The sequence below is a fragment of the Peribacillus sp. NPDC096447 genome, assembly GCF_044762725.1.
Classification (GTDB): domain Bacteria; phylum Bacillota; class Bacilli; order Bacillales; family DSM-1321; genus Peribacillus.
In genome coordinates, this window is the sequence record NZ_JBIWEV010000005.1 from 49,168 (window position 1) to 64,606 (window position 15,439).

Annotated in this window: 16 protein-coding genes; 15 read left to right on the forward strand and 1 reads right to left on the reverse strand. The window is 42.1% G+C overall.

Translation table 11 applies throughout. From position 1 onward, the window contains the following. Window positions 1–114 precede the first annotated feature (114 nt). Window positions 115–657, forward strand: coding sequence for a peptide-methionine (S)-S-oxide reductase MsrA (gene msrA, locus ACIQZD_RS17545; RefSeq protein WP_402904941.1), 543 nt, complete (start codon window positions 115–117; stop codon window positions 655–657). Further along, complete coding sequence (gene msrB / locus ACIQZD_RS17550; RefSeq protein WP_101225279.1) at window positions 647–1,075, forward strand: peptide-methionine (R)-S-oxide reductase MsrB; 429 nt, start codon at window positions 647–649, stop codon at window positions 1,073–1,075. Before msrA ends, msrB begins: the two co-directional genes overlap by 11 nt. Window positions 1,076–1,125: 50 nt before the next feature. On the opposite strand, the gene ACIQZD_RS17555 is transcribed toward msrB, so the two are convergent. Next, a complete protein-coding gene (locus tag ACIQZD_RS17555) occupies window positions 1,126–2,214 on the reverse strand; it encodes an SGNH/GDSL hydrolase family protein (RefSeq protein WP_402904943.1) in 1,089 nt (362 codons plus the stop codon). A gap of 302 nt (window positions 2,215–2,516) precedes the next feature. Between ACIQZD_RS17555 and ACIQZD_RS17560 the strand changes: the two genes are divergently transcribed. The 13 genes from ACIQZD_RS17560 (at window position 2,517) to ACIQZD_RS17620 (ending at window position 15,292) form a co-directional block, all read left to right on the forward strand. Continuing rightward, window positions 2,517–2,669, forward strand: a complete 153-nt coding sequence (locus ACIQZD_RS17560) for a YjcZ family sporulation protein (protein WP_063593884.1) — start codon at window positions 2,517–2,519, stop codon at window positions 2,667–2,669. A gap of 281 nt (window positions 2,670–2,950) precedes the next feature. Beyond that, complete coding sequence (locus tag ACIQZD_RS17565) at window positions 2,951–3,925, forward strand: S66 family peptidase (protein ID WP_402904944.1); 975 nt, start codon at window positions 2,951–2,953, stop codon at window positions 3,923–3,925. A 221-nt stretch (window positions 3,926–4,146) separates the two neighbouring features. After that, window positions 4,147–4,476: a hypothetical protein gene (locus ACIQZD_RS17570; protein WP_076366028.1), complete on the forward strand. Its 330-nt coding sequence runs from the start codon at window positions 4,147–4,149 to the stop codon at window positions 4,474–4,476. Between the two features lie 182 nt (window positions 4,477–4,658). Then, the gene (locus ACIQZD_RS17575; RefSeq protein WP_402904945.1) at window positions 4,659–6,023 is read left to right on the forward strand and encodes an aspartate aminotransferase family protein; all 1,365 of its coding nucleotides are present in this window, start codon (window positions 4,659–4,661) and stop codon (window positions 6,021–6,023) included. A 23-nt stretch (window positions 6,024–6,046) separates the two neighbouring features. After that, window positions 6,047–6,736 carry a CoA transferase subunit A gene (locus tag ACIQZD_RS17580; RefSeq protein WP_402905607.1) on the forward strand — a complete coding sequence of 230 codons (690 nt, stop codon included), beginning with the start codon at window positions 6,047–6,049 and terminating at the stop codon, window positions 6,734–6,736. Beyond that, window positions 6,703–7,368, forward strand: coding sequence for a 3-oxoacid CoA-transferase subunit B (locus tag ACIQZD_RS17585; protein ID WP_402904947.1), 666 nt, complete (start codon window positions 6,703–6,705; stop codon window positions 7,366–7,368). The genes ACIQZD_RS17580 and ACIQZD_RS17585 overlap by 34 nt, the downstream gene beginning before the upstream one ends. Before the next feature lie 9 nt (window positions 7,369–7,377). Beyond that, on the forward strand, window positions 7,378–8,649 hold the full coding sequence (locus tag ACIQZD_RS17590) for a peptidase (RefSeq protein WP_402904949.1): 1,272 nt from the start codon (window positions 7,378–7,380) through the stop codon (window positions 8,647–8,649). Between the two features lie 78 nt (window positions 8,650–8,727). Continuing rightward, window positions 8,728–9,576, forward strand: a complete 849-nt coding sequence (ablB, locus tag ACIQZD_RS17595; RefSeq protein ID WP_402904952.1) for a putative beta-lysine N-acetyltransferase — start codon at window positions 8,728–8,730, stop codon at window positions 9,574–9,576. Between the two features lie 82 nt (window positions 9,577–9,658). Then, window positions 9,659–11,038 carry a sigma-54 interaction domain-containing protein gene (locus ACIQZD_RS17600; protein WP_402904954.1) on the forward strand — a complete coding sequence of 460 codons (1,380 nt, stop codon included), beginning with the start codon at window positions 9,659–9,661 and terminating at the stop codon, window positions 11,036–11,038. Between the two features lie 119 nt (window positions 11,039–11,157). Continuing rightward, window positions 11,158–12,561 (forward strand): lysine 2,3-aminomutase, encoded by a 1,404-nt coding sequence (gene kamA / locus ACIQZD_RS17605; RefSeq protein WP_402904956.1) that lies wholly within the window; start codon window positions 11,158–11,160, stop codon window positions 12,559–12,561. Between the two features lies 1 nt (window position 12,562). Continuing rightward, on the forward strand, window positions 12,563–12,838 hold the full coding sequence (locus ACIQZD_RS17610) for a YokU family protein (protein ID WP_241590380.1): 276 nt from the start codon (window positions 12,563–12,565) through the stop codon (window positions 12,836–12,838). Window positions 12,839–13,268: 430 nt separating this feature from the next. Next, complete coding sequence (locus ACIQZD_RS17615; protein ID WP_101225334.1) at window positions 13,269–13,511, forward strand: YozE family protein; 243 nt, start codon at window positions 13,269–13,271, stop codon at window positions 13,509–13,511. A gap of 14 nt (window positions 13,512–13,525) precedes the next feature. After that, window positions 13,526–15,292, forward strand: a complete 1,767-nt coding sequence (locus ACIQZD_RS17620) for an ATP-binding protein (protein WP_402904959.1) — start codon at window positions 13,526–13,528, stop codon at window positions 15,290–15,292. Window positions 15,293–15,439: the final 147 nt, after the last annotated feature.

Genomic DNA, 15,439 nt, shown 5'->3' on the forward strand with positions numbered 1-15,439 from the left:
AAGAGGAGGGACGATTTTTCGTAAAAAGGGTCGATCGGCATATTATTTTACAGGGTCATATAAAAGCGTTAAAATTCATTCAATGGATTGTTTGTAAAAAAGGAGGATTTTCATTTGACAAAGCAATTAGAGAAGGCAACATTCGCAGGGGGATGTTTCTGGTGCATGGTGAAACCATTCGATGAACAGCCTGGCATCGAATCCGTTATCTCTGGCTATACGGGCGGGACTACGGAAAACCCTACGTACAGAGAAGTTTGCTCCGAAACCACGGGCCATTATGAAGCAGTTCAAATCACCTTTGATCCAAGCGTATATCCATATGAGGAGATAATCGAGTTATTCTGGCAGCAAATTGACCCGACAGATGCTGGCGGGCAATTTTATGACCGGGGAAGTTCTTATCAAACGGCCATTTTTTATCATGACGAAAACCAACGTAAAATTGCAGAAGCATCCAAAGCTAAGCTGCAGGCAAGCGGGAAATTTTCAGGACCGATCGTAACGCCGATTATACCAGCCAAAACGTTTTATCCAGCCGAGACATACCACCAGCATTATTATAAAAAGCAACCTGAGCATTATGAAAGATATTCGATTGGTTCAGGACGGAAAGCATTTATACAACATCACTGGGGGGAAAAAAATGAAAAGTAAAGAAGAATTAAAACAGAAACTCACTCCGATTCAATATGAAGTCACACAAAATAATGGAACGGAACCAGCCTTTAACAATGAATATTGGAACTTGAAGGAGGAAGGATTATATGTGGATATCGTTTCAGGCAATCCTCTCTTCACTTCAAAGGAAAAGTTCGATTCAGGCTGCGGTTGGCCAAGCTTCACTAAACCGCTTAAAGAAGAGGAAGTAGTGGAAAACCTCGATACGAGTTATGGTATGAGAAGGATAGAGGTTCGCTCAAAAACTGCCGATTCTCATCTGGGTCATGTTTTCAATGATGGGCCGGGGCCGTCGGGATTACGCTATTGCATCAATTCTGCATCATTAAGGTTCATCCCGCTCCAAGATCTTGAAAAAGAAGGATACGGAGAATACAAAAAGCTGTTTGATTGAATGCAAAACCCCCTATCAGCTAATGGTAGGGGGTTATTTATGGGTAATATTCAATCTGTGATGATTGACGCGATCCGGACATATGGAATGGTGGTAAGTTCCATTGCTTTAGTCCTGCCAGTCACCTCAAAACGGACAGTATGTGAACCGGGACGGAGCCCATTTGTGATAAATAAATATCTTTCACGGGCAAATGGCCACCACGTATTCAAAGTCGTAATTTCACTTCCGTCGATCCATACATTCACTTCCCCGCCATCAGGACTTCTAAGCAGTTTCACACCAAGCATACTTCCTTTGAAGGTATATTCAATCACACTGCCCTTTTCACTGCTAGTGAAATAGCCACCCCTTGGACGGAAACCGCTCATTTTTCCATAGTGGTCAATTTCCGATAATTCAAATCCAGAACGGGCATGCAGCTTAGATGGAAGGCCTGCTACAGCCTTTTCCCGTTTGGTGTTATCCAGGAACCGTTCATAAATTGCATCAGCATATAATTTATAACCCAGCCCATTTGGATGAATCAAATCTCTTGTCAGCTGTTTTTCCGTATATCCTGAATCTTTGAATATAGGCCGCATATCCACATTGGTTGCACCGTAATGTTTGGATAAAAGTCCGATGGCTGACGCAAATTCCTCATATTTCAAGGAACTCTCTGTTATTGTGAATAATTCAGCGTTAGGGTGGAGACGTTTCGCCTTTCTCATTAATGCTTCATATGTCATGGTAAAATCATCGACATCCATATATTTGCGATCATTCTCACCAAAAACGAAGAAAATCAGATCTTTATGATCATGCTCCCTTCTTTGGGAAAGCTTGAATAGGCCTTCAAAAGCAGTGGCTCCGCTTTGGACCACGTAGTCACCGTGTAAAGCAATGTCATTGGCTTCATTCATCTTATTTTCTAACTGTTTGAACCATGTTAGATCGGGCTTTTCAGCTCCCGACCCTCTTCCGATACTGTCACCAATGACGAGATATTGAATGGCCTGGCCTGATTGGAATTTTTGATAAACATTTATCGAATCATCTGATCCATATGTTTTAGGGACTTTTTGAAGGATATAGCTGATTAGAAGGATGGTGGCGATTGCAGCGAAAGGGATGAAGGATTTTGCGTTCGTTTTCAATTATGTTCCCCCGTATTGCCTTTTATGTATCCATATAGGTATGAGATAGCTTAAAGAGGCTAAGAATTGTTTTTCCTTATTATATCCCAATTTTAACGTAACACAATAAATATGAAACGTTTTTTTGACATTTTTCTGGTTACTGCGGTATTTCAGCCATTGAATAATTAACGGTGAAGATGGTGTTGCTTGAAGTTTTTTCTTAAATCCAGAAAAATAGGCAAATGCACAGACCAAGGCGGGCGTATTAACATATGGTAAGGTGTAAAGAGAAATAAGAATTCTAAAAGGAGTGAAACTTAATGTACGGATATGGTGGAAATGTTGCAGGACCAGGATACGGTTATGGTGGCGGTGGATACGGCGGCGGTTGCTGCGGATTTGGATCAGGCTTCGCATTAATCGTTGTCTTGTTCATTCTATTGATTATCATCGGCGCTTCATTCTGCTGCTAATACAATAACCTAAAGACCAGCTGATAAAGCTGGTTTTTTCCTTATGTAAGGAATGTGGTGGACCTTTTTAGATTCCATGGTTGTTGACTGAAAAGGCAGGTTAAATCCAAGGTGGACAGGCGATACATAACCAACCCTATTTCCAATCCTGATACGGGCATGGCCAATCTGCAAGAAAATAACTTGTGTGAAGGACATACCATAAAGGTTCTGGGTTTTTCTTTGTTCACCATTTCTGCTAAAATAACGACAGAATGTAATTAATTTAGGGGGATAAAGATATGAAACCTTCCCGTTTACAAGCAGGGGATGAAATTCGCGTAATTGCTCCTTCAAGAAGCTTGGCGATTGTCAAAGGGGAACAACGCAGATTGGCAGAAGAAAGGTTGACTGAACTTGGTTTTAAAGTGACATATGGTGAAACGGCTTTGTTCCATGATGACTTTTTCTCGAATTCGATCGAAGACCGGGTCGAGGATTTGCATAAGGCGTTCAGGGATCCAAATGTGAAGGGGATTTTTACAGCCATCGGGGGGTATAACGCTAACCAATTGTTACGATATATCGACTATGATTTGATTAAGGAAAATCCAAAAGTGTTGATGGGTTATAGTGATATAACCGCAATTTTATTGGCCATTTATAATAAAACAGGTTTAACTACATATTCAGGTCCTCATTTCTCGACGTTCGGGATGAAGGCTGGTCTGGAATATACGATGGAATATTTTAAAAAGGCTGTAATTGAAAGTGAAGGCTTTTATCTTGAGCCAAGTGAAACGTGGAGTGATGATTCCTGGCATTTAGAACAGGATGACCGAACTTTCCACCCGAATGGTGGATATATGGTCATTCAGGAAGGTGAAGCGGCTGGGACAATCATTGGAGGTAATCTTTGTACACTCAATCTATTACAAGGGACAGAGTTCATGCCATCTTTAAAGGACAGTATCCTTTTCATAGAAGATGATGAAGAAAGCCATCCTTTCAGTTTTGACCGGGATTTACAATCCTTGCTCCATCAGCCAGGTGCAAGTGGGATTAAAGGAATCGTCATTGGCCGTTTCCAAAAGGATTCAGGAGTGACTGAATATGCCTTGCAGGAAATCATCACTTCCAAAAAGGAGATAAATGGCATACCTGTGATCGCTAATGCCAACTTCGGTCATGTCCATCCATTTGTAACGGTGCCGGTTGGTTCAAAAGCAGTAATGAAGGTGAAGAATGGAAAAGCGACGATCCAGATCCTTTCATGACACAATATGAAGACGCCGTTCAAAAAGTGGACGGTGTCTTAATCTGTCGGGATATGTATGAATATATTTTGCATTATGGTGTATTTTAGGAGTCTTTCCTCTTGTAAGCCCTGGAAATTGTCCTATTTTACAAGCATTATTAGGGAATATGAGTCTTATAGTTCAAATTCTATATTTTTCTGATATAATACTAAGAGATTTAAAATAGAAAAGGTGATTATGTGTTATTAACAATTCCAGCATCCATTCGTTTAGAAGGGGCTTTGGCCGAGTATAATAAAAAAGGCCGTGTGAGCCATACATGTTTCGTATGTAACGAAGACACTTCTAATGGGGATGCAAGTAACTTGAACTACTATAAGTTAGGAACTAAAAAAGTTTGTCATTCCTGCATGAAAAATGTTTTGCGTCATCCGTCTTTAAAAGAGTATGAATATGTACATACTTCAGTTATCGATAAAACTGCTTTTTATAAAAATGTGCTGGCTGTTTTAAAGGATGAAAGTTTTTTGGAGTCAATTCGTGAAGAAAAACTAAATAGCGCATTGTAAGAAAAAAGTGTATCTCTTGCGGATACACTTTTTTTGTGGCCATTTTTTTTTCGATCTCCCATGAAAACAAGAAACTTATCCGATTACATGCCTAGGCCAATTTCCTTAGCAAGATTGCCTTTACCTGGACATACACTTTATTATATTGCATTTGTTTTTAAAGAGAAGGAGTGTGCAGGCTTATGGAGCAGTCTTCATTGATCAAACCGGTCCTGGGAGGAGCCTACCCGACTATCAGTCATGGTCAGGGAGTTTTTTTGTACGATAAAGATGGAAAGGATTACCTGGATGCTTCTTCCGGTGCTGTTACAGCCAATATTGGCCATGGAGTCCAGGAAATCATTGAGGCGATGGTCGAACAGGCTAAACAGGTTTCATTCGTGTATCGTTCCCAATTTACCAGCGATGCTGCAGAGAAACTTGCCGGGAAAATTGCAGAATTGACAAAAGGGGAACTGACATACAGTTTTTTTGTAAACAGCGGCTCCGAAGCGACTGAAACGGCATTGAAAATTGCCATTCAGCATTGGCAGGAAAAAGGGAAGCCAAAGAAACAGAAAATCATATCGAGATGGATGAGCTACCATGGCATCACGATGGGAGCCCTTTCAATGTCCGGACATCCGATTCGCCGGGAACGATTTACTCCTTTGCTTGAATCATATCCTTCTGTATCTCCTCCATATTGTTACCGATGTCCACTTCAACTTGATTCACATACGTGCGGAATGGCCTGCGCTTCGGAATTGGAAGCATCAATCCGGCGTATTGGCAGTGAAAATATAGCTGCATTCATTGCAGAACCTGTTATCGGCGCTGCAGGAGGGGCAATCGTTCCTCCTGATGGTTATTTTCGAAAACTCAAGAAAATATGCGAAGAGAATGATATTTTATTCATTGCGGATGAAGTAATGACCGGATTTGGACGTACCGGAAAGATGCTTGCTTCCGAATATTGGGATGTGGAACCTGATATCGTAACATTTGGTAAAGGCATGAGCGGAGGGTATACCCCGATAGCAGCCGCAGTAATGACCAAAAACGTCATGGAGCCCATATTGAAAGGCTCGAAGTCCATTATAGGAGGCCATACTCTTAGTGCAAATCCGTTATCGTGTGCGGTATCTTTGGCCGTTTTGGAATATGTCGAAAGGAATGAACTTGTCGAAAAATCGGCCGACAGAGGGAATTACCTGATTAGGGGATTGAAAAAGTTGGCAGGGAAGTATTCCTTTATCGGTGATATACGCGGGAGAGGTTTATTGATTGGCATCGAATTTGTCCAGGATAAAGCAACATCGGACCCATTTCCGAAGGAGGCAGACGTGACCAATGAAATCATTGAATTGGGAATGAGAAATGGAATACTTCTTTATCCCGCCGCCGCAGGCCTTGATGGTGTAACCGGGGCAGCCATCATCATCTCCCCGCCGTTAACGATATCGGAAGAGGAGTGTGCTGAATTGTTAATGAGGGTCGATATAACTTTTAGGCAATTCAATGAATCGATAGGTAAACGATCATCACAACAAGGAAGTGAGTCATAGTGGTGGAAAATACATTCCAGAAGATTTGTCGTTTGGAGGATGTCCGCCATCACTTTAAAGATAATCAGTCCATCCTCTATGGGGGATTCGGTGGCATAGGGACGCCCCCGGGATTGATCAATCTGATTTTGGAATCAGGTATTAAGGATTTAACCTTGATTGGGAACGATACAGGTTTCCCCGATATCGGAATCGGAAAACTGGTCACGCAACGCCGAGCGAAAAAGATCATCGTTTCCCATATCGGTTCCAATCCTAATGCAGGACTATTAATGAACAATGGAGAACTCGAAGTGGAGTTCTCTCCGCAAGGGACACTTGTCGAACGCATCCGGGCCGGAGGGATGGGACTAGGCGGTATATTGACCGATATTGGAATGGAAGCAGATATCGTCCGGGACGGCAAGCAAACCGTAAAGCTAGGTAAGAAAAATTATCTGGTGGAACCGGCATTAACTGCAGATATCGCCATTGTTTACGCAGAAATGGCAGATCCTTATGGGAATCTTAAATTTGATAAAAGCGCCCGGAACACGAATCCAATCGTTGCTGCAGCTGGACAAATCACTATAGTCGAAGCCATGCAAATCGTTCCGCTTGGCTCTATGGATCCAGAGGACATCATTGTTCCGGGTGCCTTTGTGGATTATATCATTCCATCAAAAGGAGTCGATTGGAAATGGGTTTGGGAACAGAAGATAGGAATAGAATAGCGAAACGGGCAGCAGCAGAAATAAGCGATGGGATGCTGGTCAATTTGGGAATCGGCATTCCATCACTTGTACCGAATCATCTGTTGAATGACCATAAAGTTATGTTTCATGCGGAAAATGGCCTTGTGGGAATAGGCAGTACTCCTGAAACGGGAAAGGAAGATGCGCATCTTTGCAATGCAGGCGGACTGCCGATCACCATTAGAGCCGGGGCTTCCTACTGCGACAGTACTGTTGCATTTGGGATGATACGGCGTGGCAGGGTGGATATCACGATTCTAGGAGCCCTTCAAGTAAGTCAAGCGGGGGATCTCGCTAATTGGATTGTCCCGGGAAAGCGGGTGCCAGGCATGGGCGGGGCCATGGAGCTGGCGGCAAAGGCCAAAAAGGTCATTGTCTTGATGGAGCATAACGATAAAGCTGGCATGTCTAAATTAGTCAAAAAATGTACGTTGCCGTTAACTGCCAAGAAATGCGTACATATGATCATCACCGAATTAGGCGTGTTTTCCGTAACTTCGGAGGGCCTCCTTTTAACTGATGTATTTGATGCGTCCAGCATTCAGGAAATCAGGAATCGGACCGAAGCCTCGTTTACCGTCTCTGAAAACATCCATATTTTAAAAGAATGAGAGAGGAGAATGGATATGTATGAGGAAAAAATAAGAACATGGTTGAATGAACATCGGATGAATGGGGTTCAGCTTTTGCAAAAACTGGTTCAGGAACCGAGCAAAAGGGGGCAAGAAGGAAGTGCACAAGCCATAGTGGTCGAGAAGTGCAGACAACTTGGTCTAGAAATAGATCTTTGGGAAATCGGGGATGAACAATTAAGAAAACATCCCCATTTTTATTGCGACCGCCGGGATTTTAAAGGAAATCCGAATCTTGTGGCTATTAAAAGGGGAACGGGACAGGGGAAATCCCTTATTTTAAACGGACATATTGATGTAGTTCCTGAAGGAGATCTTGCAGCATGGCACGATGAACCCTATAGCGGCAAGTTAATGGACGGGAAAGTTTTCGGGCGGGGAACGACGGACATGAAAGGCGGCAATGTATCTTTATTGCTGGCCATTGAAGCGATCGTCGAATCCGGAATCAAATTGAAGGGGGATGTGATATTCCAGAGTGTGATTGAAGAGGAAAGCGGTGGTGCCGGCACACTTGCGGCAGTCATACGGGGGTACAAAGCTGATGGAGCAATCATTCCGGAGCCTACAAATATGAAACTATTCCCTTTACAGCAAGGTTCGATGTGGTTTCGACTGAAAATAAAAGGCAAGTCTGCACATGGAGGCAATAGGTATGAAGGAGTCAGTGCAATAGATAAAGCGGTTAGTGTAATGAAAGAAATCAAGATGCTCGAACAAGAACGGAATGAGTCACTCCGTCATTCACTCTATAAAAATGTCCCTATCCCCATTCCAATCAACATAGGTAGCATTCAAAGCGGGAATTGGCCTTCCTCCGTGCCGGATACAGCCGTTCTGGAAGGTAGATTCGGCATCGCACCGACAGAAACCATGGAAGAAGCACAAAAATCGCTGATGGAGCGAATAGATGCTTTAAACGAGAGTGATGCGTGGTTTAAAGAAAAACCGATTGAATTAGAATGGTTTGGGGCAAGATGGCTGCCTGGCAATCTCGAAATAGATCATCCGCTCATGAAGACAATTGGAACATATTATGAAAAAGTGGTAGGGGAGGTGCCGCTTGTCGAAGCGTCCCCTTGGGCGACGGACGGAGGGTATCTTTCATCGGTTGGCTCTACCCCCGTAGTTGTGTTTGGACCAGGGGAAACGAAGATGGCCCATGATTCGAACGAATATATAGAGGTGGATAAAATGATGGAGGTTGCGGAAATCATTGCATTGACCATGATGGAATGGTGTGGGGTGGACCAGGAATAATCATTTTTCCGGAGGTCTGATTCCAGGAAGGGTCAGGCCTTTCGCAACAATTTCGAAGTTTTGAAGGGAGCGGGACAAATGGAGGCTGGAATCATTGAGAAAAGGATTCAAAAGCCAAGGTGCACCATACATATTACGATTGACCATTTTAATAAGCGAATCAGGATTGATGATTATTTAGGTCATTTTCAAGAATGCGTGGAGGAATCTTTAAAGGTGGCTAAAGACATTTCAGCGGAAAAAATCATCTTTAAGTCACGCAAGGAAAACGTTCTGGCATTGCTTGCTCAGGGCTTTCTATATGAAGGAAGCATCGATAAATTCTTTTTGGGAAGCGATTGTTTCTTCCTTGTTAAATATAACCGGAATGCAAGGCGCAACAGTGCAGAATGGGAAAAGGAAGATCAAATCCTTACCGATGTACAGAGGCTGCCGGTAAAATCCGGTTTAGATAATCCGCCGTCAGCCTATCAAGGCCGTAAAGCGGAAGTTACCGATGCACCTCAGCTGGCCCGATTGTATGGGGAGGTTTTCGAAGTGTATCCCACACCGATGAATGATCCGGTATATGTAAAAAAGTGCATGGAAAAGGGAACGGTTTTTTATATTTATGTCCATGAAGACAGGATTGTCAGTGCTGCTTCAGCAGAAATTGATTCCTTTTACCATAATGCAGAAATCACCGATTGTGCGACATTGCCGGAACATCGGCAGTACGGCTTGATGAAACACTTGATTTCCGCGCTTGAAGAATATCTTATTTCACATGGGATTTATTGTATTTATTCGATTGCCAGGTCGCTCTCATTCGGCATGAATGCTGCATTGCATCAGCATGGATACTCGTACCGCGGACGTTTGGCCAATAACTGTTACATCTTCGATAAACTGGAAGACATGAACCTTTGGGTGAAAAATTTCACTTGAATGCTCAATTTTAGGCAGTACATGACAAGTTTTTGGCATTTCCTCATATACATCTAGCAAGAAGGTCTTGAGGAGGGATATCTTGCCAAGTGAATTTTTTAATACAAGTGAAGTATTGGAAGCAATATTAGAAACCATTGATGAAGGCATTCATGTGATAGATCCAAAAGGACAGACCATCTTTTATAACGAAGTGGCGGCCAATCATGATGGGATGAAAAGAAGTGAGGTGCTTGGGAAACCTTTGCTTGAAGCCTTCCCTTCTTTGAATCACAAATCATCGACATTGCTGCGGGTCATTAAATCTGAAAAACCAATCTACAACTATAGCCAATCGTATGTAAATGCACATGGGCGAATCATTGAGACGTTAAACACGACGCTCCCCATATATGTAGATGGGTTTATGATAGGTGCTATAGAGATTGCCAAGGATTATTCAAGCTTGAAGCAATTATCTGAAAGGTTAGCAGACCTGGAAAGCTCGATCAAGACGATCAAAAGTCCTGAAAGGAAAACGCCCGGAACCGGCGGATTATATTCTTTCACAGAAATCCTGACTATTGATGCTGGATTTAAAGGTCTGATCTCACAAGGGAAAAAGGCTGTCCGCTCCTCCTCATCGGTGTTGGTTTATGGGGAAAGCGGTGTAGGAAAAGAGCTTTTTGTTCAAAGCATACACCAGGGTTCGAGCCGCAGTAAAGAACCATTCATCGCGCAAAATTGTGCGGCCTTACCAGAAAATTTATTGGAATCGCTTCTATTCGGTACGGCTAAAGGAAGCTACACTGGTGCAGTGGAACGCCAGGGACTGTTTGAATTGGCCAATGGCGGAACGTTGTTTTTGGATGAATTGCAATCGATGCCGATTGACTTGCAGGCAAAGCTTCTGCGTGTGCTCGAAGATGGGTTCATAAGGAGGATAGGAGGTACAAAGAGTGTACAGGTGGATGTGAGGATCATGGCAGCGATGAATATAGATCCGAAAAAGGCGGTATCGGATAACAGGCTAAGACCCGATTTATTTTACCGATTGAACGTATTGAGCTACGAGCTGCCTCCGCTAAGGGAGCGGATTGATGATATAGAGCTTCTTACTGAACATTTCATATCAATATTTAACAGTAAATTAGGATTGTCCATAAAAGGCATGGATGAGCAGACAAAGGTTTTTTTTCGGGAATATCATTGGCCTGGAAATGTAAGGGAGCTTAAACATTCCGTAGAATTCATGATGAACCATACGGAGAATGATGTTTTGAACCTTGCAGATTTGCCCCAGTCTTTAAAAAAGCGCACCCCATCTGAAAAAATACTTCCGCTTCGTGAGGCCATGATTGAGATGGAAACAAAATTGATTACCGAGGCCCTTCTTCAAACGAACGGTAACGTTTTCCAGGCATCGAAGCTATTGCAAATTCCAAGACAGACCTTGCAATATAAAATTAAAAAGCATATGTGAATGGAAAAAATCCGGATGCAGCCTGCAGTCCGGTTTTTTTTATGGGCCTTCGAATTATTGGGTCATTTTGGCACCCTTCTTGCATTTAATACTACTATCATAACTCAGGAGGTATAACCATGTTATTTGACTTATATAAGCCAGATCGCAATTGGAAAGATATAGAGCTATGGAAAGATGTAACCGAAGAACAATGGAACAACTGGCTGTGGCAGCTTACGAACACGATCCGAACTGTTGATGATTTGAAGAAAGTGATAAACCTGACTCAGGATGAAGAGGAAGGTGTGAGGATTTCCACAAAAACCATTCCATTGAATATCACCCCATACTATGCTTCGTTAATGAATAAAGATGACCCAAGGTGTCCAATCAGAATGCAATCGGTCCCAATCTCGGAAGAAATGCATAAAACCAAATATGACATGGAAGACCCCCTTCATGAGGATGAGGACTCCCCAGTGCCGGGACTGACCCATAGATATCCGGATCGCGTTCTTTTTTTGGTGACGAATCAGTGCTCCATGTATTGCCGTTATTGCACGAGAAGACGCTTTTCAGGACAAATTGGTATGGGCGTGCCAAAAAAACAATTGGACGCTGCAATCGGTTATATACGTGACACACCGGCAGTTCGGGATGTCCTTATTTCAGGCGGGGACGGATTATTGATCAATGATACGATCCTTGAATATATCCTCAAAAACTTGAGGGAAATTCCTCATGTTGAGATAATCAGGATAGGTACGCGGGCTCCTGTTGTTTTTCCTCAAAGAATCACTGAAAATTTATGTGCCATTTTAAAAAAATACCATCCGGTTTGGCTGAATACTCATTTCAATACCTCAATAGAAATTACCGAGGAGTCAAAGAAAGCATGTGAGATGCTTGCCGATGCAGGTGTACCTGTGGGCAACCAGGCAGTTATTTTAGCGGGGATCAATGACAGTGTCGCAATCATGAAAAAGCTGATGCATGATCTTGTTAAGATTCGTGTCCGCCCTTACTATATTTATCAGTGCGATCTGTCGGAAGGCATCGGTCACTTCAGGGCTCCCATTTCTAAAGGCATTGAAATCATCGAGGGGCTCCGAGGCCATACATCCGGGTATGCTGTACCTACCTTCGTCGTCGATGCTCCAGGAGGGGGAGGGAAAATCACGCTGCAGCCGAATTATATCCTTTCACAATCTCCAACAAAAACGGTGCTGCGCAATTTTGAAGGTGTGATAACCACTTATCCCGAACCTGAGCAATATACACCAGGACTTGCAGATGAGTACTTCAAAGGGGTATATCCTGATATGGAAGAAAAACAATCAGATATAGGTGTATCTGGTTTAATGAACGACAAGCAATTCAATTTAGTGCCTGAAGGACTGAAGCGAATGAATCGACGTGAAAATTACGTGACCAACCCAGAGCATGCTTCATTGAAAAACCAACGTGAAAAGCGGGATTTGTTAAAAGAAAAGAAATTCCAGGCACAGCAAAAAAAGAGCACGCCTAAGGGAGATGAATAGCATGGAGACGTGTCCATGGTGTGAGAAAGGGAAGCTTGCATCAGTAAATGGGACTGTGTATTGGGAACTGCCGGATGGTACGAGGGCAGTTGAAATTACGGAGACCCCTTCATCTCATTGTGAGAGTTGCGATGCGCTTTTTCAAAGTGATGAAATAGTGAAGGAAATTGAAAATCAACTATTTTTAATTGATTCGAAACAGCTTGAAAAACAAACGACATACAGTGAGCTAATGAACATGAAAAGGCTGTTGAAACGTAATTACTTTGACTTTTAGCGGTAGGATGCATTTACGTTTCCATATATGAATGTATAAATCCCCCCATTTGGACAGAATTAGTGTAAACCACTATTTCCATCTTAGATGAAGGGGATTTTCCTTTTCAGAAAATGAAATAATAAGGTTTTGAAGTGCATTTGTTTGAAAGAGCGGGTTAAGCAAGAATGAAGCACTTCGTTCCTTTGTCGAATCATGAAAAACGTAAAATAAAAAAGATTTTCAGTCTTAAAAGGACGGGGTTAATGTAGGGAATACGATATTTAAGTATAATTCCGTAAGAAAATGAATGCAATTTTTGTTGAAAAATCGTGAATTTCTATAAAGTGAGGAAGAATAGACCAAATTCTTTTTAAAAAAGTGGACGGAAGCGAAAGTTTCCGATATATTAAAGCAGAAATCATAGTTATTTTAGGGGGGGCTCAACATCATGAGACCATTTTATTTATATTTAATGAAATTTCGACAACCGAAGGAAATTGATGCAATCACTAAATTTGCCAATCATGCCTATGAGGATCATGGCTTCCCAAAACAATCGACTGATTATAATGAACTGAGCAGTTATTTAGAATTGAATGCAGACTATCTCGATAGTATGTCACTATTCGATCAAGCATGGGAACAGTATGTCCAAATAGAAGAAGGGCTCTTATTAGGAGATCAGGAATAGGGAGGATCGGAAGGATGCTTAAAAGCCTTCAAACCCGAATTTTGCTTTATTCATTACTTATTGCAAGTGTTCCTCTTCTGATATTGGGGATCATATCCTATGGATCACAACGGTCCCTGCTTGAGAAGGAAGCAAAAAACGCTCTGAATGCAGGTTCACTGAATATTGTAAATGAAACATATAGCTATTTGAACGAACGGATCAGTGATGTGAAGTTAATGAGCGCAAATTCGGTAATCATCAATCCTGGCCATTCTAAAGAAGAGAAGTCAGAGGAACTAAAAAAGTTTATCGATGCAAAAGGAAATTATTACGGTGTCTTGCTTTTGGATATGGAAGGCAATGTCATTGCAGATACATCCAATAAAATGATCGGGGACAACCTCGCGCAGAGAATATGGTTCAAAGAGGCCATAGAAGGTCATGAATTCCTTTCTGACGTTTATAAAACCCGGGCTTTCTCAGAACCGATAATAGCTCTGAGTGCGCCGGTATATGATAATGCAGGGAAAATGATCGGTGTCGTATCTCCAGCTTTCCGATTGGAAGGACTTTGGGAGCTGATGGAGAAAAAGGCTAATGAAATTAGCGATAAATACCCAGTGAACTTTTTCATGATCAATCAAGAAGGCATCATGATCTCGAAAAAAGACCCGCATGGAGTCATGCAGGATTCTGCATTGAAAGAAATGGGATTAACGAAAGGTAAGCTGATGGAAGCTTCGTTATCGGATGAATTGTACAGTGCAGAGAACGGGGAAAAAATATATTCCATCCAGCCTGTTCATACGATTGCAAAAACGGAGAATAAATGGTTTGTTGTTGTGGGTGCAGATAAGAGACTAGTGTTTCAGCCTTTGAATGACCTTTTAACATGGTATCTGACAATCTACAGCATCGTTTTTGTTTCTATCATTCTGGCTGTCTATTTACTGACAAAGACCCTTGTGCGGCCAGTTCAAGAACTTGTCGAAGCGACAGAAGATTTCATTGGAGGAAAGGAATTCATCATTTCCGATAAAAGAAGCTTCGAGGAAATGGAAAAATTGAACCTTGCCTTTCTAAGAATGATGGAAACGATAGAAGATCGCGAGAAGGAAATCGTCCGTACGGAAAAACTGAAATATGTCGGCCAGCTTGCTGCCGGTGTCGCACATGAAATCAGGAACCCGCTGACGACAATAAAGGGCTTTTTCCAATTATTGAAGAGCCAGGATCATGATAAAACATTAATAGAAAAATATAGTGATGTCATGCTTCATGAAGTGGATCGGGTTAATGTATTCGTGACACAACTTCTTGATTTGGCAAAACCGCATCAACTGGAATGGGAGAAAATCGATTTAAAGGATTTCCTTGAAGAAATAACAGATACCTATATTCCTTCAATTCCGAGTTCTCATGTAAGACTAATTAATGAAGTGACACACTCTGTCGTTGTTTATTCAGACAGGAACCGGTTAAGGCAGGTTCTCTTGAATGTCTTGAATAATTCTTGTGAAGCCATCGAAGCAAGGGGGCAGATTGAATTGCGTCATACTTCCGTGTCCCATTATGTAAGATTAGTGATCAGCGATGATGGGAAAGGCATCAGTCCCGAGAATTTAAAAAATATCGGCATGCCCTTTTATACCACCAAACCGGATGGAAACGGATTAGGTGTGGCGACGTGCATTCAGATAATGGAGGAATTAAAAGGGAAATTCCAAATTGAAAGCGTCAGCAACGAAGGAACGAAAGTGACGCTCATCATTCCCACTACGAACCGTCTCATGAAATGAGGCGGTTTTTTGTTGTAATGCCATTTAATAAATGGGCCGTTTACTTAGCTAAATGAGCAAAATGCCCTCTCATTTCCATTAACCTCCATGTTTGTTTGTGCATATAATTTACTAATCAAACGATAAGGACCATATTGGGGGATGTCT

Bases quoted from the DNA above. Each gene is read 5' to 3' on its own strand.
- msrB (WP_101225279.1), top strand. From the start codon at position 647: ATGAAAAGTAAAGAAGAATTAAAACAGAAACTCACTCCGATTCAATAT.
- ACIQZD_RS17560 (WP_063593884.1), top strand. From the start codon at position 2,517: ATGTACGGATATGGTGGAAATGTTGCAGGACCAGGATACGGTTATGGT.
- ACIQZD_RS17565 (WP_402904944.1), top strand. From the start codon at position 2,951: ATGAAACCTTCCCGTTTACAAGCAGGGGATGAAATTCGCGTAATTGCT.
- ACIQZD_RS17575 (WP_402904945.1), top strand. From the start codon at position 4,659: ATGGAGCAGTCTTCATTGATCAAACCGGTCCTGGGAGGAGCCTACCCG.
- ACIQZD_RS17585 (WP_402904947.1), top strand. From the start codon at position 6,703: ATGGGTTTGGGAACAGAAGATAGGAATAGAATAGCGAAACGGGCAGCA.
- ACIQZD_RS17590 (WP_402904949.1), top strand. From the start codon at position 7,378: ATGGATATGTATGAGGAAAAAATAAGAACATGGTTGAATGAACATCGG.
- ablB (WP_402904952.1), top strand. From the start codon at position 8,728: ATGGAGGCTGGAATCATTGAGAAAAGGATTCAAAAGCCAAGGTGCACC.
- kamA (WP_402904956.1), top strand. From the start codon at position 11,158: ATGTTATTTGACTTATATAAGCCAGATCGCAATTGGAAAGATATAGAG.
- ACIQZD_RS17610 (WP_241590380.1), top strand. From the start codon at position 12,563: ATGGAGACGTGTCCATGGTGTGAGAAAGGGAAGCTTGCATCAGTAAAT.
- ACIQZD_RS17615 (WP_101225334.1), top strand. From the start codon at position 13,269: ATGAGACCATTTTATTTATATTTAATGAAATTTCGACAACCGAAGGAA.
- ACIQZD_RS17620 (WP_402904959.1), top strand. From the start codon at position 13,526: ATGCTTAAAAGCCTTCAAACCCGAATTTTGCTTTATTCATTACTTATT.